The sequence below is a fragment of the Paraburkholderia metrosideri genome (genome assembly GCF_904848625.1).
Classification (GTDB): Bacteria; Pseudomonadota; Gammaproteobacteria; order Burkholderiales; family Burkholderiaceae; genus Paraburkholderia; species Paraburkholderia metrosideri.
Genome location: NZ_CAJHCP010000008.1, coordinates 187,626 through 208,125 on the forward strand (window position 1 = coordinate 187,626; position 20,500 = coordinate 208,125).

Genomic DNA, 20,500 nt, shown 5'->3' on the forward strand with positions numbered 1-20,500 from the left:
AGTATCGTTCGTGGGTTTGACGATACTCGGCTGTCTTGACGTAACTTTATAGCTCAACGACAAAGCGAAGACGGCTCACGGTCTCACACCTGTTGTGGGGCTCTCGCCATTGCGAGTTCAGCCTCCCCGCATCATACGGATGCAGCCATCACCGGAGACTTCGATGCAATTCGGCCCTGCGATTTCAAAAACTGGAACCCGATGCGAGCGGAACATTATCAACGCCAAGGATTCGTGTCTTCGATGTCGATGTGTTTGCCGGCCGTCACTGCCCCCGCCAACTCTTCACGCGTTTTTCCGTCAGAGCGCGTAGTTCACAGCGACGACACCCGGCCTCGACGAGGAACCGGATTACAAGCATGCAACTGGCAGGCTGGCGCGCTTATGTTCAGCTCCTCAATAGCGTCCCAATTCTAGCCAGACGGAATTGACAAATATAATATAAGGACAAAGTTGTCGTTCCAGAAACACCTCACCGCCCACGATTAGAACAAAGGTCGGCAGCGAAGTCACCAACGCTGGCGCGAACTTTGTGGGCAATACGGCCTGCAAAAAACATGAAAACACTGAGCCTAATTCTCCTGATTTTTGGCCTCGCTGGTAGCGATGCAAATGCGATGTCGTTCACTGCGCCCAAACATAACCTCCCCGATGTCGTCACGTGGATGGACCAACACGGTGACACGACTCGAATCTATGCGGGGGGTGAGATAACCACTTCCAGCGCCAGCGAGTTGGAACGGTTCGCTCGCGCAAATCACATCGAGCGAGGCATGGTGTTATTTAACTCACCGGGCGGTTCGCTTATGGGAGGGGTTGCGCTAGGCAACACCATCAGGAAACTTGGATTCGACACCGGTATTGCGACATATCTTCAAGGGGGAATGGTGACAAGCGGCATCTGCGCGAGTGCGTGCGCATATGCTTTTGCTGGCGGCCGGGGCCGATACTATTTAGGCGGCAACACAAGGCTCGGTATCCACCAATTCTATTCGGAGGGTGGTGACATCGGCAATGGGACCAGTCAGGAGGTCAGCGGCTTGCTGGTTGCGTATCTTCAACGCATGGGTGTTGATGCGTTGGCATTTTCTGCATCGGCGTCCGTTCAACCAAATGACATTTTCTGGTTGAGCGCAGCGGAAGCCAACAAGCTCCATTTTTCCAACAACGGAATAGAGCCAACGACTGCAGAGCTCAAGCAGGTCAACGGCTCGACGTACCTTCGCATCGAGCAGAAATATACGAGCTACAGCGCTCGCTTCATTTTCAACTGCGCTCGCGGCGACAGGATTCTATTGATGGGGGGCATCGTTACCAACTCGCAAGATGCGAAGCAGGTGTACGATTGGGCTACACAGTCCTTCTTCACGTTCGACCAGCAGACAATACAAACGAGGCGAAAGGGCAACGCGGACGACGGCCTAATGCCGAATGACTCAACAATTTGGGTAACACGTGTTCTCGCGCCCGCGGAAGTCCAGAAACTGTTGGCCTCGACGACAATTACGGTTTGGGTCGCAGCAGACGGAGCTGTTGGGCATACCGGCGCAGTGGATATCAGCGGTGTCCGCGACAAAGTCCGAGATTTTGTGAGCAATTGCAGCTTCCATCCGCAAAGCGACCGTTAGCCGAGCATCGCCACGACAAGCCTATTACGCTGACCCGGCCCGCAAGTCTCGATGTACCAAGAATGTAGGCAGCGAGAGGATGGCACGATAGGACCCACCCGCCTACGAACCGCACATTGAGCGAAGTCTAGGGACCTGGCGAGTGGTACCTGCGTGAGTAGTAGTATGCGAATTGCTGCTGCGACCACTTCGAGACCTCATTGATATAGTGAAGCGCGTCCTAGCGAGCCTGCGCTACGCGCTGCTCTAATCCAGCCTACGATGGCAGCAAGCACAGGCCTGAAGTCGCGCACGACCAAAAGAAAGATTTGAGGTTCGTGGTGCAAGAACCGGCGCAACCTCAAACTCGCGACATGCCGACCCGCCCAACTTCACCTTCAGGGCGCTCACGTCGAGCATCTGCAGCCAATCGCCGCGCAAGTCGGTAAAGAGCGCGCTGAATAGAGCGCAGGGTCGAAGACCGAACAAGCTCTCATCTGCTAGCGGTGTTTCGTTCGCGTCCATATACACGCTAACCTGTCTTGGTACCGCTGTGGAGTCCGTCGGTGCGGCGGGGCTTTGGATAACTGCGCTGCCGGGCTCAGCAGCAACGGTCACGCAGACCAATGAGGCGCTAACGGTGAACCTCGGAGACCAATCCGATGCCGGTAGCATGTGCGAGGGTCCCACAGTGTTCGAGTCTGATTCGCTACTGTGCTGCTCGCCCAACAAGTGCTCACGAATCCAATGCTCAGCCTCCTGCAACGCCTCATTCAGAATATGAAGTCTCGCGAGTTCCCGGACCGTGAATTCGCCGAGTTTGCTGACCCCTGCGTTCGTCTGTGGCATCTCTTCCGATTTCCATAAAGTTGTCGACTAGCACGGATGATTACGGGCCAGCGAGACAATTCCTGTCCGGCTAGCAACGCGTTGCGTTGAATAGACGAGACTGACGGAACAACTTTTCGTGAAGGGTATTCCTATCGGGACACATTTTGTCCTGAGCTCATTTCACAATCGGGCTCCAAGTTTGGGACAAATATCTTCTGTTTGACTCGTGTGTGTTGGCTATCGGCACAGCCTAAAGTTTTCTGCGCATCGTGCCGTTAGTCGATGGGGTCCCTTGCGTCACTTTTGGCAATGCAAAAGGGAAGAATGCCTTTGCAGTACGTACCCAACGCGATACGTGGCCCGGGGTTGACGTCGCGTTGACGAAGACAAGATTAAAAACGGAGAGATACATGCTGAACAGAGAGGCTGCGTCAAATGCCCGTAATCAACTTGAAGCGGCGGCTAAGGACTATGACAAACGCCAGAACGAAGTCCAGATGCTGGCCACGGGGCTTTACAACCTGCGTCGCGAGAGCAGTGAACTACTGATTGGCGACGTCGAAGCGTACGTGAATGGTCTTGCTTCGACACCGAAAGAATTCAGCCGTGCGTTTTCTGAATTCAAGGTCGAGTATCACACGTTTGAAGGTGTCATCGCAGAGGTCGACCGTCAACTGCATGACATCAACGTGACGGGCGGTGCGGCCGCAGGGGTAGGCGTAGCTGCCGGTGCGTCGACAGCATTGTTGGCTCCGACGGCCGCCATGGCTGTTGCCACGACATTCGGCACTGCGTCTACGGGTACCGCCATCGCCTCCCTATCCGGTGCAGCCGCGACGAACGCGGCGCTGGCTTGGCTTGGTGGCGGCGCGCTGGCTGCGGGCGGTGGTGGAATGTCCGCCGGCGGCGCACTGCTTGCACTAGCAGGCCCGGTCGGTTGGACTCTTGCGGGTGCGGCGGTCGTCGGGGGCGGACTCTTTGTGTGGCGCTCAAACGGAAAGGTCGCTGAGGAAGCTCACGCCAAGCGAGCGCCTATCGAGAAGGGCATCGCGTCGCTCAAGATGGCCGCAGCCGAAATCGAAATCCTCAGGCATTTGACGCTCACGCACACCATCGGGATGAAGTCGCTTCTCGGGAAGCTCAAGCGGACTGCGCCCAAGGACTACAGTCAGTTTTCCGCGGAAAGCAAGGATGCCTTGGGCTCGCTCATCAACCACGTGCGCTCGCTGTCGTCTCTGCTGAACAAGACCATTATGTCGAACGCTTCCTAAGGCCCAATATGACTATCGACTCCACAATCGGGATATCAGGGGCGGCTGCGTTTTACGGCGGCCCGGCCCTAACCGGCACGGCTTCGCTGGCCGACCAGGCTGCGGGCATCGTGGTCGACGCAGTCAATGGGGCGCGAGTGGCGGCTGAGGCTGTTCTGCAGTCCGCGCAGGACAAGGCGTTCGAAAACGCAATGGCTGCGATGGCGGGGCTGCGAGAATTCATCGGAGAGCCCGGGAAGATTTTGGGCCGCATGGATACCAAGCACGGGGAGGTCGCCGAGCATGTCGAGGTTGCCGTGCGTCGTTCGCGCGACTATCTCGCCCAAATCATGCCCGGCGCGACGTTCGAGGGGGTAGGACGTACAGCGCCCATGGACTACCGTATCAACGGAATCGACGTTCAGTCGAAGTTCATCAACGGCGCCAATAACAGCCTCAAGCATGTCCTTGAACACATGGATACGTACAGCGATTTTGGTAAAGACGGCTTTTATCACATTCCCAAGGACCAGCACTCGCAGATTCTTGATGTTCTAAAGGGTAATCACGGCGAGCTCAGCGAAAAGACCGTACGCGCCATTCATGAGAAGGTCGCGCAAATCGAACTTTCGACTGGCAAACCGTTTACTGAAGTCGTGCAGCCTTCCGTGTCGACATACGGCGAAGTGCAACTCGGCAAGGTTGGTGAAACAGTCGACCATCACGAGCAGGACCTCAAGGAGCAGAATGAGGCGCTCAAGGACCAGATTGCCCTTGAGCACGAACCATCGCTGGCCGAAGGATTGAAGGCAACGGGCGGGGCCGCGGCAGTCGGTGCTGCACTCAGCCTGACAATGCACGTTTGGAAGAAGTATCGCGATGGAAAAAACGTCTTCGCAGGCGACTTTACCGTGGAGGACTGGAAGGAGGTCGGCCTATCCACTGTCAAGGGTGCTGCCGGCGGCGCTTTTGCGGGCGGCGCCATCTACGCGCTGACCAACTGCGCTGAGATGGCCGCCCCGTTCGCAGGTGCATTCGTGAGCGCGGCAAAAGGAATGGCGTCGCTCGTAGCTGACTACCATGCCGGCAAACTTTCTCTGGACGCGCTCATCGACAACGGGATGTTCGTGTGCAGCGATGCAGCCATCGTGGGCCTGTGCACCGCTGCAGGTCAGACACTTATCCCGGTGCCGGTGCTTGGCGCCGTGCTGGGCTCCATCGCCGGCAAGCTTTTGTCGACCTTCATTGGCAAAAAAGCCCGGGAGGTTACCGACCGTCTGGCGGAACGGATGAGCAGAATCGTAGCGGCACTTGATGATGAGGTGCGCAAGGTCCTCAACTTCCTTGAGGAGGAATTCGACCGCTTGGGCGAGCTCACGACGATTGCGTTCGACCTGTCGGCCAATGTGCGCCTGCTCGATGCGAGCCTCGCGCTCGCGCGTGCGCATGGCGTGCATGAAGCGCTTCTTATCAGGAATGAGTCGGACCTCGACGCATTCATGACTGGCGCCTGAACGCGCCGAAGCACCATTGGATTCTCGGACCTAACGGAGATAACAAGATGACGATTTTCTGGACTGCACTCACTACCGCGCTCTACGGCTGTCTCGAGATTCTGGGCACGCTGCTCGGCACGGCGCTAGCCGCGGCCTTCGTCTGCTTTCTTGTAGCAGCACTGCTTGCCGCCGTGGTCGAGATATTCAAACAGCAAACCGCGACCGTCTGAACGGCGCGACTACATTCACAGCGGCCGTACAGCGCTGCCAGCGAAACATGGCGCACACACTGTGCCTCAAGGATACAAATTGGATACGGCATTTCTGAAAGATTCAGGAGACCTAGCAGCATTGTTGCAGTCCGCCGACGTTGACGACCTGGATGCGCTGGTCGACTACATTACCGACAATGGCAACGGGCGTGTGGCACTCGCCAAGGATGTGCGCGAGCGTTTCGTCACTTGCAAGAATGCACGCAATTACCGCGCGGCTGACCGAGGTGCCATTGCCAGTGAAATACTGCTTTTCGGTGGTAACTCAATAGCTAATCTGTTCCGGGGCGGCAAGGGTGTGTCCTATAACGAGCTCGCGAGCGATGTCGGCAGCCACTTGAAAGTCACTTTCGCCAAAGGTGCCGACGCGAGGACGATTGAGGAAGCCATTATTGAAAAACTCTACAACGACACTGTCCGAGTAATGTCGGCCCGCGACCTGCGAGAGTTCACTACGTCAATGGGCTCGTTTGGAGCATCGACAGCAGCGTCGGGGATGGCTGCTGGAATGAGTATGTACGCAATGTCGATGGTTGTTGCGAGTGCTATGGCCTCCACAGTCATTGGCCGCGGGTTGCCGCTTGCGATGAGCGTCATCGCTTCGCGCGGCGCGGCCGTGCTTATTGGCCCTTTCGGCGTAGCCCTCTCAGGCATATGGACAGTCGCCGAACTGGCCAGTGCTGCCTATCGTGTCACCGTTCCGTGCGTCGTGCAAGTGGCGCACATCCGGCAAAAGGCCCTGAGAATTGCGCTTGAGTGCCGGTGCAGCAAATGTACGAAAATTAACACACAGGAAGCAAAATTCTGCTCCGAGTGTGGCAACCCCATGCCTCAGAAGGTCGCTCCGTCGACAGCGCTTACAACGTCCAGTTTTTAAGGTGGTTTAAGACAATAACGCAATATGTCAAGGCGCACCACGATGCGGTCGTGGGCGCGCTTTTGTTCGAAGAACGGTGTCCAAGAGCGCGAAGGACCTTTTCTTGCCGCTGCTTTCGGCTGCCTAGTTACGTGACAGGATAAATCCCCGCCTTAGTTCTCGCACTGCGCACTCTGGGCATCCGCTAACAGTTGTGGCAACCGTGCTACACGTGCCCGCTGCCTAGGCGTCAGTCCCAAAGTCGCGCCAATCTGCGCAACCCTCCCGTGCCAATAATGTCGCCCGAGCACAGTCGTCGCGCCCTCGACCGACAGGACGCGCTCGAGATGCGTGAGGGCCTCGTCTATGTTCTTCGCGGTGTATGGACTAACAACGGCCGCCGGTCCGGTTATGTTTGGATTCATTGGAATTTCCTGCTCCTGTTGAGCCGCAACAGGCGCATTCTTCCTGCTCATCGAGACAAAACTTGTCCGCCGAAACGGGGTCGTCTGGAAGGCCGAGGTGTCAGAGGCGGAGGCAAGTGTGACACAGCGGGTGGCGATTACTAACTGCCGTAGCGCTTGGAGAGTCTGTGATATTCGGCGGCAAATTCCTCGCGCAGGGCGGCCGGAGCAAGGATTTCGGCGCTTGCGCCGAACGACCGCAACCACCAGCGCAACTTCAGACTCGGGATGACAGTACCGGTCACTATCATGCGCCCGTCGGCGAGCGTTTCAATTCGTTGGTCTTTCGACATTGGCGTTTCGCGGAGATGGCTTCCAGCGTGCCCATCAAAGGCAATACTTAGCTGAACCGCGGGCTCCGTCAGAAAGTTGAACGCCTGCTCGCTCTCGATATAGTCGCGCAGACTGAAGTCCTCGGGGTAGGCGAACGTTTTGCCTGACTCAGCCGCCGAGACAACCCGGTCGACCCGGAATAGGCTGCGCAGCCATTGAATCTTCGGCTTGTCCTTACGCGGTTCGAAGGATGGGTCCTGCGCAACCATATACATGATGCCGGCGGACTCAACTAGGGCAAGGGGCCACAGGGTTTTCGGTTTGAGCTCTTCTGTCTCGGGCTTTCCAGCAGGACGATACCGCACAGACATTTCTCTTTCGAAAAAAGTCGCGGTCGTAATCACATGGAAAATATCTTCACGCAGACTCGGCCGGATAAGGGAAAAGGTGCCGTCGACCGAATCGACCTTGTCGGGCCATTCCCGGTAAATCCGGCTGTCCGCCTTTTCTTGGGAGAGTCGAACCTCCGCGGCAGCAAAGAGCGGCTCGATATCGCGTGTAACGGCCGCAGGCAGCTTGTTGCCGGCAAAGCGCTTCATTATATGAAATGCCACGGCCTCGGATGCGCCCATGCGGCTTGCGCTGTCGCGTGCGCCCTGTAACCACGGTTTGCGTTGCCACATCAGCTCGCGCCCAGTTATCGTGGACAGAACGAGCTTTTCCTTTTCCAGCTTCGCCAGCTCGCGCAAGACCTTTTTCGAATAGCAAGTGCGGTGTCCGCGCTCTTCGAGCTGGTGCCGCACTTCCGATGTGCCCATCCATGCAATCGCATCGCGCTCAGTCGGCAGGATGCGCAGGATTGCTTCTTTTAGGCCCGTGGTCATTGCTTGCTCTCTTTTCCTGAATGCATATTATTTGGGGCGTATGTTCCCCCGCGCCCGTCGCATGCCAGACCGGAATTCTACGATGCAATTGAGCAAAAAGCGGCGGCCGCGGGCCGTGCCTTGTCCGCTGCGTGTCGCGCCGTGGGGCATCACCGTGTACTGATGAAACTGCGCGCACCGAGGCCGCCAGGTTTCAAGCATTCTTTATCCCGGCTATCATCGCGTTCGGGCAAGTCAAGTCGCCAATACAAAACGAACGCTGAGGGACCACTGATGGACGCAAATGCGATTGCATTACTCGACATCTTCGAAAGGAAGATGCGACTGGAAATACCCATGTTTCAACGGCAATATGTTTGGGGAAAGGAACATCAGTGGGAGCCGCTATGGGAAGACATTTCACGGAAATTCACTGAGTTTATTGAAGACCGACGGGATGCGCCGGTCCATTTTTTGGGTGCCATGGTGTTGGACCAGAAGCAGACTCACGTTGGCCGGGTCGAGCGGCGTAGCGTAATCGATGGGCAACAGCGCCTGACCACGCTGCAGATTTTTCTCGCCGCTTTTCGTGACTTTTGCCGCGAGGAGGGTCTGGAAGAGTTCGCTGAGGAATGTGAGAAGTACACCGTTAATTCGGGCAGAATGGCCGAACCCGAGGTCGAGAAATTCAAGGTCTGGCCGACGCTTTCTGACCGTCCTCAGTTCATGGACGTACTAACAGCCGGCTCAAAATCTTCCCTTGAGAAAATTCATCCTTTAACCCGTCGACCGTATGCAAGAAGGTTCAATCCACGGCCACGAATGGTCGAGGCATACCTCTTCTTCCATGAGCAAGTCTCTGCATACTTCAAAGGTACGTCCGATGAGCCGCCTGTCGGCGCCGATATCGTGATGGAACATCGTCTTGAGGCATGCTTCGAGGCGCTCAAAACTGCGCTGAAGGTTGTGGCGATTGACTTGGGCGATGGCGATGACGCTCAGGTCATTTTCGAAACTCTCAATGCACGAGGCGAGCCGCTTTTACCGGCAGACTTGCTGCGAAATTACATCTTCCTCCGGGCAGCTCGACATGGCGAACCACAAGAACAGCTTTACGAGCAGTACTGGTCTACTTTCGACGACTCGTTTTGGCGAGAAGAGGTGACGCAAGGCCGACTGCGTCGTCCCCGCAGCGACCTATTCATCCAGCATTACCTTGCCAGTAAGCAGGCACGGGATATTCCAATCAAGCATCTCTTCGTTGAATACAAGCACTGGGTCGAACGCGAAAACCCTTTCGCCACCGTTGCGGACGAGCTGGCTGAACTCGCGCGACAGCGTGACCATTTCCGCACACTCTCGGTGTCTCATGAATCCCCCCTGCTTGGCGAACTGGCGCACTTCCTCAATCTGTTTGACGTCAGCACGGCCTATCCGCCGCTTCTGGCGATGCTTGATTTGGGCGCTAGCGATGTCGATATGTCCGAAACTGCTGAAATGCTTGAAAGCTATCTTGTGCGGCGCGCAATCTGCGGTGGGGAGACAAAGGCATATAACAGAATTTTTATGAGCCTGACGCGAGCTATCCGAACCAAGGGAGCCAGTTCTGAGGTCATCCGCGAATTCCTGACGTCACTCAAAAACGCAACGGACGTTTGGCCTAACGATGCCGCTGTATCAGACGCCTGGATGCGGATTAGCGCATATCACTCTCTCAACAATCTACGATTGACGCATGTTCTTTGGCGCATCAGCGAAACCTATCGGTCAGCAAAATCGGAAAACGTAAGCACCAACGCTCCGCTCACGGTCGAACACATCATGCCGCAAGGATGGGTGCCCCATTGGCCGCTACAGGATGGCTCGGCGGGCGTCGAGCACGCGTGGTTCGCGAAGGAGGAAACGCAGGGAGTTAGTCTAAGCCGTCGACGCAATGAACTGGTGCAAACTTTCGGCAATCTGACGCTCATCACCGGAAGTCTCAACAGTTCGATGAAAAACGGTGCCTGGCTGACGAAGCGTGATGCAATTCTCACGCACTCTGTATCGCCGATAAATGGCGTCCTCAACCGCTTCAGTAGCTGGGATGAGTCAACAATCGAAACACGCGGTCGGGAATTGTTGGAGCGTGCATTGAAGCTCTGGGCGAGGGGCTAACTGGCAGTGCGGCCCAGTCGGGCCGCTTTTACCGCTGCGAGTAGGTTAGACGCGTGCTGGTACTTGTCTACCGTCGACGAATCGAGCATAACCGAAATTATTCGGAAGCACTCTTGTGTCGGCGGCAACTGAGCGAATTCTCGCCGCGCCGTCGGCAAGAACTCCGTAAATGAACAGGCTGGTTTGATTCGCGACTGCCGCGCTCTTTTGCTTTCTACGCGGGAACAACTTTTTTGTGTCTAGCCGTCTGGCTATGACTGTGGATATTACACAAACATGGGGACGTGCGATGTCGGAGAACCAATTTTTCAGCCAGGTCCGTTTGGCACCGGCAACTTTGCGGACAACCCGGAGCCGCGCTGTCCCTGCCTGCTGCTGCTCGACACCGCAGCCTCGATGCGGGGGGCGCCCACCAACGAGTTCAACACAGGGCTTGCCGCCCTCAAGGATGAACCTGTGTGCTGACACGCATTCACGATTTCGACCCTTGCTCGCGCGGCCCATGCTGAGCGAGGTAAGCTGCCGGCACTGCCTGAACAGGCCAAACTCCATTATCCGACCGCGAGAAAGCGTATCCATCAACGTGCATCCGTCCCGCGTCCACAACTAACACCAGCGGCCGGCCGTGGCGAGCACCGACCCGAGTTGCCGTTTCCACATCCGTGCTCAAATGAACCGCGTGCCTCGCTTGAGTCGTCAACCCTTCAACAGCGATACTCTTCCAGTTGCTCCAGGCGGTGCCATGATAGAGAACGGCAGGCGGTTCCGTTACGGCATATCCCAGGCTCACTCCTATCGAGTGACCTTGCGCCGCACGTATTCGACTGCCATCCGGAGAAAGCGTGAATCGCCGTTTGTCGCTTGTGGCAACGACCGCTTGGATGACTTCTTTGGTGATTGTTGGAAGTGTTCTCAGTCGCTTTGACGCGCCCGCAGTACGCGCAGTACGTTCGATAGCGCGTGTAAGCTCGGCAACAGATACCCATCCTTGACTGTCGAGCTTGATGCCAATCAGCTCGGGTTCGTGGCGCAAAATCTTCGAAAGAAGTCTGCTAACCGCGAGGAGCTCAGTCGGCATATGAGTATCGTTCTTCATGTTCATGTACATATGTAGCCGCGCGGAGTGTTTGGAAAGATACCGCATTGTCTCGACCACTTTTTGTCGAAAAAGTCAGTGCCTAGGGGAGCACAGTCGCGTGTGAGCGCTTGCCTCGAACTTGGCGTTCTGCTCAGCTGGTCGCACTCGCTTTACTCGTCGTCAGTTGTTGAAGCTTGGTATGCTTTTGCCGCAGCGCGCTGGTCGGCCTGATAGTCCAGAACCGACGTTTTCGTCACGAATCGGCTGTTCTCCGTTTTGTGGTGGAGCTTGAGTTTCCCTTGCGCGAGTAGCTTCAGCACATGTGGGCGTGAAACAAACAGCAGCTTCGCCGCTTCAGCAGCGGACATAAATTCGTCAGTGCCGCCTTCGGATGGCGGTGAAATCTTCGCATCTGTCGACATGGGAACTCACCTCGCTGAATCGGTGTTCGCGCTCGTAGAGGGCCTGCGCAACGTGTCACTTGACGTTCAAATCTTCCAACCCGGCCGCAATAAGATATTCGGCCTCTCGCTGCACGTCGGTCCATCCTTCGCGCAGCAGACGCACGCACTCTTCGACGACGTCGTAGCTCAGCGAGGAACAATCGAGGTCGATGGCGTTCATCAACGTTAAGTCCGAGAGTGACGCCTCGCCAGTCCACACTCGAGTGCGCAACATGTCAGCCATGACGCCGGCGTCGTCCGTCTCGTCGCTTAGGATGACCTCAGCCAACAAGCCTGCCATGCCGTACAACACCTTCCAATTCGCGGGCAACTGAACGGCGATGAACCCCTGCGCCTTGGCTACTGCGTGCATTGTCTCGGGACACGTCCTGGGTTGGAAGTGCCCGAGCCAGGTGGTTTCGTCGAGATTTCCGCTCTGGTTCTTCCATACCACCGCATCACCAGCACCTCCAAACCGTTCGTAAAGCACCTTGTGGCCAGCCTCATGGTAAGCAGCGTTCCGGAGTTCTTTGATATCTAGTGTCCTGTTCCGTTGTTAACTGAACTATGTTTGCGTAGGATGTTGGTATCAACGGAACGGGAGATACCAGCATGCCAATGGGACGACCGAAGGTGGAGTTGATGTTGAGCGAATCCGAACAATCGCAACTTGCTTCGATGGCGCGTTCGCGTTCGATTCCGGCTGCGCTGGTTACACGGGCACGCATCGTCCTGGCTGCGGCCGCTGGCGAACCAAATAGCGAGATTGCCCGGCGCCTGCAACTCACACGTGCCACTGTGGGTAAATGGCGCGCCCGGTTTCTTGAACAGCGCATCAATGGTCTGTACGACGAAGTCCGGCCCGGCAAGCCTCGCACGATCGATGACGAGCGGGTGGCCGAGTTGATCCACAAGACGTTGCATACCAAGCCTGCCGACGGCTCCACGCATTGGAGCGTACGCACAATTGCTGCCGAGACGGCAATCTCTGCGACCAGCGTCCATCGATACTTCAAACTGCTGGGCCTCCAGCCGCACCGCAGCGAAAGCTTCAAACTGTCGACCGACCCGTTCTTCATCGAGAAACTGCGCGACGTGGTCGGCCTGTACCTGAGCCCTCCGGAGAACGCGCTGGTGCTGTGCGTAGACGAGAAAAGCCAATGCCAGGCGCTTGAGCGTACTCAGCCCATGCTGCCGATGGGCTTTGGTTACGTCGAGGGTGTCACGCATGACTATGTCCGTCACGGCACCACCACGCTGTTTGCGGCCCTGAACGTGCTCAACGGCGCGGTGCTGGCCACCTGCAAGCCGCGTCACCGGCACCAGGAGTTTCTGTCGTTCCTGCGTGAGATCGACAAGGCGGTCCCGCAAGCTCTCGACGTGCACTGCATCGTTGACAACTACAGTGCCCACAAGCATCCCAAAGTCAAGGCATGGCTGGCCGCGCGGCCTCGGTGGCACATGCATTTCATCCCCACTTATAGTTCATGGCTTAACCAGGTGGAACGCTTCTTTGCGTTGATCACCGGCAAGGCCATACGTCGCGGCTCGTTCGGCTCGGTCAAGCAACTGATCAAGCGTATCGATCAATTCGTGTCCCACTACAACGAGAATTGCAAAGCGTTTACATGGACCGCTTCCGCTGACTCCATCCTCGCAAAGCTACAAAGACTTTGTACGCGAATCAGCGGAACGGAACACTAGTTGGTCTTCTGCAAAGTCGTTCATAGTGTTTCGAGTGTTCGTTGTTGGGACGATACCGTATAGCTCAACAAACGCTCATGGCGCCGGCTCCATCGACCATATCTGCCATTTCCAGGCGCTGACATTCCGGATATTCTGAGCATTGCATCTTCCCGCAAAGGATTGTCCAGCCGACCCATTCGTGCAATATTCGTAGTCGACGACTGCAAGGATGCAGATATGGGCACGAATCTGAAGGCTTTGATTAAGCGAAGCACCTCGCTTTCCGCCGAACGTTCAAGCGTGCTCACTGCCGCCGACATGGCCGCTAACTCGCATCGCTATTCACAGCCGTTGTGGTCCTCCGAAGCAATGGAGAGCGACCACCTTCTTGACGAGAGGCTTAACGGACCGCCGTTCCCAGAGACGCTCATCAGCATCGCGGTTAAGTCGGCACTTTTGATTGAAGACGAGCGGCGCAGGATGATGATGCTGAATGACGCCGTGGACGGCCTCGATGATGCACGCGATAAAAAGGTTCTCTCGGAAGAAGAGTTCCAGAAATTGCCATGGCGCTCTGACCCAGCGGCACGATACCGGTGAAGACCGTGATGCCATGACAGAAGTTGACGGCAGCGTGCTCGTGTCATTTCGGGCCACCGCTTCGCATTCTGGCCACGGTTGGAGCATCGCTAGCAGATTGAACCCGACGCTGGTCGAAAAATTAACCACGCCACGGGTTCATGTCTTCGATGTCGACGTGTTTGTCGGTCTTCACTGACCCCGCCAGACTGCAAATCGATTGCGATTTCGCGCGCACAATTACGCTGCCATCAGGCATCACATGCCAGAGCAAATGCGTACCCGTTTGAACATTCAGCATCGCTCTCATACTTTCAGGCACCGTAGTCTGTCCTTTTGAATTCACGGTTGATTCGGCCACGATTTACTCCTCTCGCCTAGACTCTTCACGGAATGACATTGACTTACCGTGGGTGGCAGCAACGATTCGCCTGTTACTACTCACGCAGGTACCATTCCCCCGGCCCGTAAACCCCGTTCAGGGTATCAATGTCACGCTTGTAACCGAGCTCCTCCACAAAGCCCAGCGACCGCAATATTTCACGTACGCGGAAGATGTCCTGTCTGTCTTCCCAATCTCGTGTGTACACGCAGATTACGTGGCCGTCCCGCCGCAAACTGCGCAATCCAGTGGACACTTTCGCGCAAAAGAGATTGTCGCTATCCACTGCACTTTTGATTTTGGCCCACGCCGAGTCGACATCGACGTTGGGCGCGAAGATGCACCACTTGCCCGTCCTATCTCCAGAGGGAAATTCATCGAAGCTAGGGGATTGCCTAATGTGCCAGCTACGACTGAAGTCTTCGGAAGGTATCTCTGACTCCCGGAACATTTGCTTAGCAATACTCGGTCGCTTAGTCATTTGAGTTGTCGTCGCTGGGGACGCCAAAATGGGTTGTGTAGTTTCGGCTTAGAAGCGCCTCGCCATTTCGTGGGGAAGATGCAACTGTCGCTACGCTTCTGGTTCAGACCAGACGCTTGGAAAGGCCGATGCCGATATCGATATGTCGATGTCGAGTGGGTAGTGCCGAAGAAGCCGCCTTGCACTTTCTCGAATCTCGGAAGCCTCGGTGTGACCATCGTCGGAAGCGAGCTCTTGAAGGAATCTACGAGTCTCGATAACTGCGTTGGTCCTTTCGCTTGGCGTGGTCATAGGACGCTCCGGTGCAACCTGACTAACAGAAAACGTGTTGGTCACTTCAAGGACTGGCGCCTGGTTCTGCTGTGAAGACGCAGACGGGCGTCGAAAGATGTAGCCTTCTTTCACGTAACGCCGCTTGATACACAATACGACCAGAGCGACAAGAGCTCCGACCGCTGGTACATAAAGTAGCGGTAAGTTTTGGAAGATGATTCTCAGGATTTCGTCCATGACGTTGAAGGCGGTGAGACCTGGCCCTTTGCGAACTCTGCAGCAGCCATCAGAACGGGCTTGACTCGTTTAATCGCGAGGAATTGAAGCGGCGTAGCGCCACCAAGCGTCGCTTTCGGAGTGGTGAAAAAGTCCCACGTGCCCCACCCAGAAGTCTCACCTAGGCGACGAATAACCTTGGCGAAATCTTCCCGACGAATCATCGGTGAGAGGAAGAAAGCTGGAACATACTTCTTGCGCTTGAGTTCAACGCTAAAGATTTTCCTCGCACCAAGACTCCTGTTCAGATTTGCTTCAGTGATACCGGTCGCTTTGCAGTAGTCCGACACAAGGAGCAACCGACCCTCGCGCACCAAGGTGTAGCGCTCTGAGATGCCGATGCCGTTGCGTTCCGATATTCGCAATTTCGAGCCGCGGCCAGAGTGTTTGGCGAGATTCGCTTCCTCCTCGCGCATCGACCGAAGGTCCAGGTTCAGTATCGTGGACACGCCGATGACCTCCCAAAGTCGATTCTTGAACCTGCGTCCGAGTTCTTCGTCAGGGATGTCAAGAAACGCATCGGCGGCCACAGGGTCAACCAGGATAGCAGTGACAACCGCGCGATGAATTGCATGGTTTACCTGCGCAACCCGTGCATCTTCAAGCGATTGAACCGTTCGCTTCTTATTTGGGACTTCGGGCTCGGTGGTCTCTGTGGCCGTGACTGTACGCATGGCGTGTGAATCAGTTTGAGTGCGGTGTCGTTCGTGTGATGCTGAGGAACACTGCACTTAGCGCTCGGAATTCCGCGGCAGCGGCCACCGCACGGCCTACTTCCTCACGCATCAAAAGTTTGAGTGGCGTAAGTCCGCCGAGTGATTCCGAAGGCGTCGTGAAAAATTTCCATTTGCTCCAGCCAGTTGATTCACCCAGACTCCGGACGACCTTCGCGAAGTTCCCACGGTGAACCTGACTCGATAGGGCAAAAATCGGGTAGTACTGGTCCGACTCAAATTCCACGGTGAAGACTCGGCACAATGCGACGTCTTCGTTTAGCTGCTGCTCAGTGATTCCCTCTGCTTTGCAGAAGTCCTCCGCAGGTAAGAGTCTTCCTTGCAGAACAAGGGAATACCGCTCCATGTTAGCCGCGGACACGCTTGTCAAACCGGGGAATTCTGTGCCACGGCGGCTAGTCAAACGACCTCGCGCCTCGTCTTCCTCACGAGTCGAACTCAAGTCCAAGTTGGAAACCGTCGCGGCGCCAACAACCTGAATAAGGTGCATTTTGAAGAGGCCCCCGATTTCCGCATCAGAACGATGTAGTAGCGCTTCGGTGCCAGTTGGGTCCGACAGCATTGCCGCAACGGCGGCACTGCGCATGACATGTCGCACATCAGCACTGGTATCACTTCCGGACCTCGGCATAACCATTCCCATGTAGTGCTGATTCAATGCTAGTGGATGAAAGACTAGCTGGACCTCAATATCAACTTGCTGCGACAGGTCACATCTATGTGGACATTTGTCGTTCAGAACTAGACGCGATTTCGAGCTCGCTTGTCGAAAAACTTTCTGGCGCTAAATGAGCTTCTCACAATATGCTGACCCGACGGTGCCCATTCACTTCCCTACTGCGACTCAGTACGGTTACGCGTCGGCACCGCCGGACTTTGCGAGTAGGCAATCCGTAACATCGGTGACCGCTCCTACGCAGTGAACTTGAAACCAGCTTTCCCACGCGTTCTCAACGTCGCAGAACGTTCCTGGCTTCCCGACGAGTCGATAGGTATTACCGTCGCTCGTGAAAGCTAGCATATCCCGGTGGTCAAATACGCCAACGGCCCAACTCACGCGCTCTCGCCGAGATGAGTCGACGCCAACAAGGTGCATTAAGCCATCCGAAGTCTTGAAGGCTCTCCAGCGTGACAAAGCGATTTCTGGCTCAGCTGGAGTTAGAAACGTTGGCAAAAGGGGCATCTGCACATCCATGACATCTAGGCTTCCACGCAGGTGTATGCCAAACGGAACCCATAAAAATCCCGTTCGTCGCTGTGAGCTCGGGTTCGTCCTGGGACGTCGATTGCTGCCTCGCCGAAAAGAAGCTCACGTATCCATTGAACGTCAGACGGCTCTACCGCCTTGAGTTGTCGCGTCAATTGATTGACCCGACGAATGGGAGATAACTGTTATACCCGCGGCAAAAACGAAATATGAAACCAATTCTACGAATTACGTAGAGATTCCACAAGCGAATCCTACGATATTCGTAGAATGACTACCAAGCAATCAGCCTCACTTTTCGGTCAGCGTCTCCGGGGTGCCCGGCGCCGGGCGGAGATTCCACAAGACAAATTGGGCTTCCAAATTGGGTTAGATGAACATACCGCAAGCGCCCGCATTAGCCGTTATGAGACTGGTGTACACGAGCCATCGTTTGAAATCGCAATGAAGCTCGCCAAAGTGCTACGCGTTCCGGCAGCATATTTTTATTGCGAGGACGACGACCTCGCGGAGTTGGTGCTGACATGGGGCCGCTTATCAAAGCACGAACGCAAGCATCTTAGAAAGCTGCTCGAGGCAAAGCTCGCTTAAGGTCTTACCTAGCAATTCACCTAGGCAGACTGAAAGACGCACATTACCCGCGTGTTTCAAAACTGAGGTTGTGACAGCACTCCGACAGTTCCCCGTGTGCACAACTTCGCTGCCCACACCGCAAGGGTGTGGACAGCCGCCTAACGGCGGTTCCGCAGTTGCACACACTTGAGCGCTGACGCGCCGGCTGCGCCGGCTTGCCCTAAATGTAAAAAATTAAACCTACCCCCACGTTACGGCAGGCCTCACTAGGTACGGGGCTACCCGACGACAATGAGCAACTTTTCGCTTTTTTTGTGCCTAAAAGCAAAATGCCGGAGTTTGACCGGAATGTGCTGGAGACGCTGCGCGAACCGCTTGAGGCCGGCCGCATCACCATTTCGCGCGCGGCGCTCCAGGCGGATTTTCCTGCCGCGTGCCAGCTGATCGCGGCGATGAATCCCTGTCCGTGTGGATGGCGCGGCGATCCGGGCGGCCGCTGCCGTTGCACGCCGGAGGTCGCGGCGCGCTACCTGCGCAAACTGTCCGGCCCTTTGCTCGACCGGATCGATATCCAGCTGGAAATTCCAGCGCTCACAGCGGCGGAATTGTCGGCCCGCGCAACGGTGTCCGGCGAAGCGACCGCGCCGATTGCCGAACGGGTCAGTGCCGCCCGCGAGCGTCAGCTCAACCGGCAGGGCATGACCAATCGCGAACTGGGGGGCCGGCAAGTGGACGAACTCTGCCGCCCCGACGCGGCGGGCGAGGCGTTGCTACGCGAAGCCGGCGAGCGCTTCGGATGGTCAGCGCGCGCGTACTACCGTGTGCTGAAGGTCGCTCGAACCATCGCCGACCTTGCCGGCGCCCGGATGCCGAGTGCGGCGCAGATCGGCGAGGCAATCCAGTATCGGCGCGCTTTTGGTTCGGTATAAGGAGAAAAATCTGCTGTCAAGACTTGACTTATGCACATGTTCAAGCCTTCGTTAGATTTAGATACATCTGAAAGGCGCATTGAAAGGCCTGACGGGAACGCATTGATTTGATTGAGTTTTTTTAGACGCGGCGCGCGGCGGCCGTCTGACAGAATGCCCACGGGATGGGCATTTGCGGCAAATCTGGCGGAGTTCTCAACAGAGTTATCCACAGGGGCGCCGTGGATACAAAAAAAATCAACGTAAACCGTGGATTAGCGCACGAAGTTACGAAAAAACCTTCACTGCGTTAACCCACTTAAAAGCCTGCTGAACCGGACAAAAATACCGCCTCAATACAGCTGAAACGACGAGAAAAACTGGTCGACCTGCTCTTGAGGGAGCGGTGTGGCCGCGATGATCGCCGCCTGATAAACGTGTCGGCCGTGCGCCACCAGGCGAGCGTAGATGGTGCGCGTTTCGTGCTGCGAGCCCGCCTCGCCGCTTAGCTGCATTTCGAGACCCGGCACCTTGCCGCCTGCTGCCAGCGGGATTTGCACGTCATGCGCGGCAGGTGCTGCGTTCACATTGCGGGCAAGTCCGTCACGCAGGAAATCGAGCGCGGCGCGCTGGGTGGCCTCGGCGTCGTCCGGCAGCATCACGGTGCCGACTGCGAAGACGGCGTGGCCGGCCTCAGCTGTCTGCATTGCCATCTGCATAGACTTGCCGTCGATCTGCAACGCACGCTGATCGTTACTCGGCTTGGCAGGTAGATCGACTGTGTAGCCGTCATCGTTGTTCATGATGGTTCGCCAGTCGAAAGTCGGCGAACAGGCGGTGAGGACCGCGCCGACAGCCAGCACGGCGGCCGCCGTGCGGAGAATCGCTCGCAGTCCCGGCTTTCCCTGCGAGCTTTCGCCGGAACTGGCGGGGACACCGGCATCGCGAGGAAACCGGCCATCGGCCTGAACGCGCGCCGAAAAAATGTCAGCCGATGCAAAACGGGACAAAACCCGGACGATCAAACGACGAATGCCAAAAGCGGATCGGAACATAGGGACAGAAGACCGGGCTGACGGGAACATAAAGCCCCATTATCCTCTCCCGCCCGCTCTCCTGCTCCGTCAAAGGGAATGGGTCTACAATAGCGGGGCTGTCCAGCACCGGGCCGAAAGCCCACAACCGACCACTGTCCCGCGCGCTCCGCGCGACTCTCGAGGTTCCGTTCATGAGCTCCAATCCGTCTACCGCCGTCAAGCGCACCAGCCCGCTTCGCTACATCATCGCGGCTGCTGTGGCGGTCGCGCTCGCCATCGCCGGTTACTTCGCGTTTGCCGGCCAGCAACGCGTGCCGGATGCGACTTTCACGCTGCTGTCGGGCCAGAAAGTGTCGACCGCCGACCTGAAAGGCAAGGTCTACCTGATCAACTTCTGGGCCACCAACTGCGACACCTGCATCAAGGAAATGCCGCAGATGGTTAAGACCTATAACCGCTTCAAGGGCCAAGGTCTGGAATTCGTCGCTGTCGCAATGAACTACGACGCGCCGATGTACGTGACCAACTACGCGCAAACACGTCAGCTTCCGTTCAAGGTCGCCATGGACGACGGCTCGGCAGCCAAGCAGTTCGGCAACGTGCAACTCACACCCACCACCTTCCTGGTCGACAAGGACGGCAAGATTCTGAAGCGCTATGTTGGCGAACCGGAATTCGCGGAACTCGACCACTTGCTGGAAAAGGCGTTGAAAGCAGCCTGAACCTGAACTCCGCGCGCCCGCTTTAAATCAGATTCCAACGCGCCGGCACCGC

20 protein-coding genes and 1 pseudogene are annotated in these 20,500 nt (G+C 56.5%); 11 read left to right on the plus strand and 10 right to left on the minus strand.

The window, feature by feature from the left end; all coding sequences use genetic code 11:
* Positions 1-557: 557 nt before the first annotated feature.
* The 5 genes from LMG28727_RS19245 to LMG28727_RS19265 all read left to right on the plus strand — a co-directional run bounded on the left by LMG28727_RS19245 (position 558) and on the right by LMG28727_RS19265 (position 6,333).
* Positions 558-1,628: a COG3904 family protein gene (locus LMG28727_RS19245; RefSeq protein ID WP_201643895.1), complete on the plus strand. Its 1,071-nt coding sequence runs from the start codon at positions 558-560 to the stop codon at positions 1,626-1,628.
* 1,220 nt (positions 1,629-2,848) lie between these two features.
* Positions 2,849-3,709: a hypothetical protein gene (locus LMG28727_RS19250; RefSeq protein WP_201643896.1), complete on the plus strand. Its 861-nt coding sequence runs from the start codon at positions 2,849-2,851 to the stop codon at positions 3,707-3,709.
* A gap of 8 nt (positions 3,710-3,717) precedes the next feature.
* Positions 3,718-5,202: a hypothetical protein gene (locus LMG28727_RS19255; protein WP_201643897.1), complete on the plus strand. Its 1,485-nt coding sequence runs from the start codon at positions 3,718-3,720 to the stop codon at positions 5,200-5,202.
* 47 nt (positions 5,203-5,249) lie between these two features.
* The gene (locus tag LMG28727_RS19260) at positions 5,250-5,414 is read left to right on the plus strand and encodes a hypothetical protein (RefSeq protein WP_201643898.1); all 165 of its coding nucleotides are present in this window, start codon (positions 5,250-5,252) and stop codon (positions 5,412-5,414) included.
* Positions 5,415-5,493: 79 nt separating this feature from the next.
* A complete protein-coding gene (locus LMG28727_RS19265; protein ID WP_201643899.1) occupies positions 5,494-6,333 on the plus strand; it encodes a ubiquinol-cytochrome C chaperone family protein in 840 nt (279 codons plus the stop codon).
* Between the two features lie 544 nt (positions 6,334-6,877).
* Here LMG28727_RS19265 and LMG28727_RS19270 read toward each other — a convergent pair.
* Entirely contained in the window at positions 6,878-7,933 is a 1,056-nt protein-coding gene (locus LMG28727_RS19270) for a helix-turn-helix transcriptional regulator (RefSeq protein WP_201643900.1), read from the minus strand.
* Positions 7,934-8,206: 273 nt separating this feature from the next.
* Here LMG28727_RS19270 and LMG28727_RS19275 point away from each other — a divergent pair, with 273 nt between their 5' ends.
* Entirely contained in the window at positions 8,207-10,069 is a 1,863-nt protein-coding gene (locus LMG28727_RS19275; RefSeq protein ID WP_201643901.1) for a DUF262 domain-containing protein, read from the plus strand.
* Positions 10,070-10,541: 472 nt separating this feature from the next.
* Here the strand turns inward: LMG28727_RS19275 and LMG28727_RS19280 are convergent, their stop codons facing one another.
* The 3 genes from LMG28727_RS19280 to LMG28727_RS19290 all read right to left on the minus strand — a co-directional run bounded on the left by LMG28727_RS19280 (position 10,542) and on the right by LMG28727_RS19290 (position 11,963).
* Positions 10,542-11,165: an RNA 2'-phosphotransferase gene (locus tag LMG28727_RS19280; RefSeq protein ID WP_236592094.1), complete on the minus strand. Its 624-nt coding sequence runs from the start codon at positions 11,163-11,165 to the stop codon at positions 10,542-10,544.
* A gap of 152 nt (positions 11,166-11,317) precedes the next feature.
* Positions 11,318-11,569: a helix-turn-helix domain-containing protein gene (locus LMG28727_RS19285; RefSeq protein WP_201643902.1), complete on the minus strand. Its 252-nt coding sequence runs from the start codon at positions 11,567-11,569 to the stop codon at positions 11,318-11,320.
* A gap of 55 nt (positions 11,570-11,624) precedes the next feature.
* Entirely contained in the window at positions 11,625-11,963 is a 339-nt protein-coding gene (locus LMG28727_RS19290; RefSeq protein WP_236592096.1) for a hypothetical protein, read from the minus strand.
* Positions 11,964-12,202: 239 nt separating this feature from the next.
* On the opposite strand from LMG28727_RS19290, the gene LMG28727_RS19295 reads away from it, so the two are divergent.
* Complete coding sequence (locus LMG28727_RS19295) at positions 12,203-13,294, plus strand: IS630 family transposase (protein WP_144150299.1); 1,092 nt, start codon at positions 12,203-12,205, stop codon at positions 13,292-13,294.
* A 219-nt stretch (positions 13,295-13,513) separates the two neighbouring features.
* On the plus strand, positions 13,514-13,876 hold the full coding sequence (locus LMG28727_RS19300) for a hypothetical protein (RefSeq protein ID WP_201643903.1): 363 nt from the start codon (positions 13,514-13,516) through the stop codon (positions 13,874-13,876).
* A 121-nt stretch (positions 13,877-13,997) separates the two neighbouring features.
* Here LMG28727_RS19300 and LMG28727_RS19305 read toward each other — a convergent pair whose 3' ends face one another.
* The 5 genes from LMG28727_RS19305 to LMG28727_RS19320 all read right to left on the minus strand — a co-directional run bounded on the left by LMG28727_RS19305 (position 13,998) and on the right by LMG28727_RS19320 (position 16,659).
* Positions 13,998-14,216, minus strand: coding sequence for an AbrB/MazE/SpoVT family DNA-binding domain-containing protein (locus tag LMG28727_RS19305; RefSeq protein ID WP_201643904.1), 219 nt, complete (start codon positions 14,214-14,216; stop codon positions 13,998-14,000).
* A 76-nt stretch (positions 14,217-14,292) separates the two neighbouring features.
* Entirely contained in the window at positions 14,293-14,718 is a 426-nt protein-coding gene (locus LMG28727_RS34790; protein WP_201643905.1) for a putative phosphothreonine lyase domain-containing protein, read from the minus strand.
* Between the two features lie 90 nt (positions 14,719-14,808).
* Positions 14,809-15,228 carry a BPSL0761 family protein gene (locus tag LMG28727_RS34660; RefSeq protein WP_328811000.1) on the minus strand — a complete coding sequence of 140 codons (420 nt, stop codon included), beginning with the start codon at positions 15,226-15,228 and terminating at the stop codon, positions 14,809-14,811.
* Positions 15,213-15,941, minus strand: coding sequence for a hypothetical protein (locus tag LMG28727_RS19315; RefSeq protein ID WP_201643906.1), 729 nt, complete (start codon positions 15,939-15,941; stop codon positions 15,213-15,215). The genes LMG28727_RS34660 and LMG28727_RS19315 overlap by 16 nt, the downstream gene beginning before the upstream one ends.
* Positions 15,942-15,951: 10 nt before the next feature.
* Positions 15,952-16,659, minus strand: a complete 708-nt coding sequence (locus LMG28727_RS19320; RefSeq protein ID WP_201643907.1) for a hypothetical protein — start codon at positions 16,657-16,659, stop codon at positions 15,952-15,954.
* An 819-nt stretch (positions 16,660-17,478) separates the two neighbouring features.
* On the opposite strand from LMG28727_RS19320, the gene LMG28727_RS19325 reads away from it, so the two are divergent.
* A complete protein-coding gene (locus LMG28727_RS19325) occupies positions 17,479-17,799 on the plus strand; it encodes a helix-turn-helix domain-containing protein (protein ID WP_201643908.1) in 321 nt (106 codons plus the stop codon).
* A gap of 308 nt (positions 17,800-18,107) precedes the next feature.
* Positions 18,108-18,710, plus strand: a pseudogene (locus LMG28727_RS19330) (ATP-binding protein); the annotation flags it as partial.
* A 332-nt stretch (positions 18,711-19,042) separates the two neighbouring features.
* On the opposite strand, the gene LMG28727_RS19335 reads toward LMG28727_RS19330, so the two are convergent.
* The gene (locus LMG28727_RS19335; RefSeq protein ID WP_407945856.1) at positions 19,043-19,744 is read right to left on the minus strand and encodes a hypothetical protein; all 702 of its coding nucleotides are present in this window, start codon (positions 19,742-19,744) and stop codon (positions 19,043-19,045) included.
* Positions 19,745-19,917: 173 nt separating this feature from the next.
* On the opposite strand from LMG28727_RS19335, the gene LMG28727_RS19340 reads away from it, so the two are divergent.
* Complete coding sequence (locus LMG28727_RS19340) at positions 19,918-20,448, plus strand: TlpA disulfide reductase family protein (protein WP_201643909.1); 531 nt, start codon at positions 19,918-19,920, stop codon at positions 20,446-20,448.
* Positions 20,449-20,500: the final 52 nt, after the last annotated feature.

Coding starts and splice junctions, on each gene's coding strand:
- LMG28727_RS19340 (WP_201643909.1), top strand. CDS start 19,918: ATGAGCTCCAATCCGTCTACCGCCGTCAAGCGCACCAGCCCGCTTCGC.
- LMG28727_RS19290 (WP_236592096.1), bottom strand. CDS start 11,963: ATGCACGCAGTAGCCAAGGCGCAGGGGTTCATCGCCGTTCAGTTGCCC.
- LMG28727_RS19300 (WP_201643903.1), top strand. CDS start 13,514: ATGGGCACGAATCTGAAGGCTTTGATTAAGCGAAGCACCTCGCTTTCC.
- LMG28727_RS19255 (WP_201643897.1), top strand. CDS start 3,718: ATGACTATCGACTCCACAATCGGGATATCAGGGGCGGCTGCGTTTTAC.
- LMG28727_RS34790 (WP_201643905.1), bottom strand. CDS start 14,718: ATGACTAAGCGACCGAGTATTGCTAAGCAAATGTTCCGGGAGTCAGAG.
- LMG28727_RS34660 (WP_328811000.1), bottom strand. CDS start 15,228: ATGGACGAAATCCTGAGAATCATCTTCCAAAACTTACCGCTACTTTAT.
- LMG28727_RS19295 (WP_144150299.1), top strand. CDS start 12,203: ATGCCAATGGGACGACCGAAGGTGGAGTTGATGTTGAGCGAATCCGAA.
- LMG28727_RS19275 (WP_201643901.1), top strand. CDS start 8,207: ATGGACGCAAATGCGATTGCATTACTCGACATCTTCGAAAGGAAGATG.
- LMG28727_RS19335 (WP_407945856.1), bottom strand. CDS start 19,744: ATGTTCCGATCCGCTTTTGGCATTCGTCGTTTGATCGTCCGGGTTTTG.
- LMG28727_RS19260 (WP_201643898.1), top strand. CDS start 5,250: ATGACGATTTTCTGGACTGCACTCACTACCGCGCTCTACGGCTGTCTC.
- LMG28727_RS19280 (WP_236592094.1), bottom strand. CDS start 11,165: ATGAAGAACGATACTCATATGCCGACTGAGCTCCTCGCGGTTAGCAGA.
- LMG28727_RS19285 (WP_201643902.1), bottom strand. CDS start 11,569: ATGTCGACAGATGCGAAGATTTCACCGCCATCCGAAGGCGGCACTGAC.
- LMG28727_RS19325 (WP_201643908.1), top strand. CDS start 17,479: ATGACTACCAAGCAATCAGCCTCACTTTTCGGTCAGCGTCTCCGGGGT.
- LMG28727_RS19245 (WP_201643895.1), top strand. CDS start 558: ATGAAAACACTGAGCCTAATTCTCCTGATTTTTGGCCTCGCTGGTAGC.
- LMG28727_RS19270 (WP_201643900.1), bottom strand. CDS start 7,933: ATGACCACGGGCCTAAAAGAAGCAATCCTGCGCATCCTGCCGACTGAG.
- LMG28727_RS19315 (WP_201643906.1), bottom strand. CDS start 15,941: ATGCGTACAGTCACGGCCACAGAGACCACCGAGCCCGAAGTCCCAAAT.
- LMG28727_RS19250 (WP_201643896.1), top strand. CDS start 2,849: ATGCTGAACAGAGAGGCTGCGTCAAATGCCCGTAATCAACTTGAAGCG.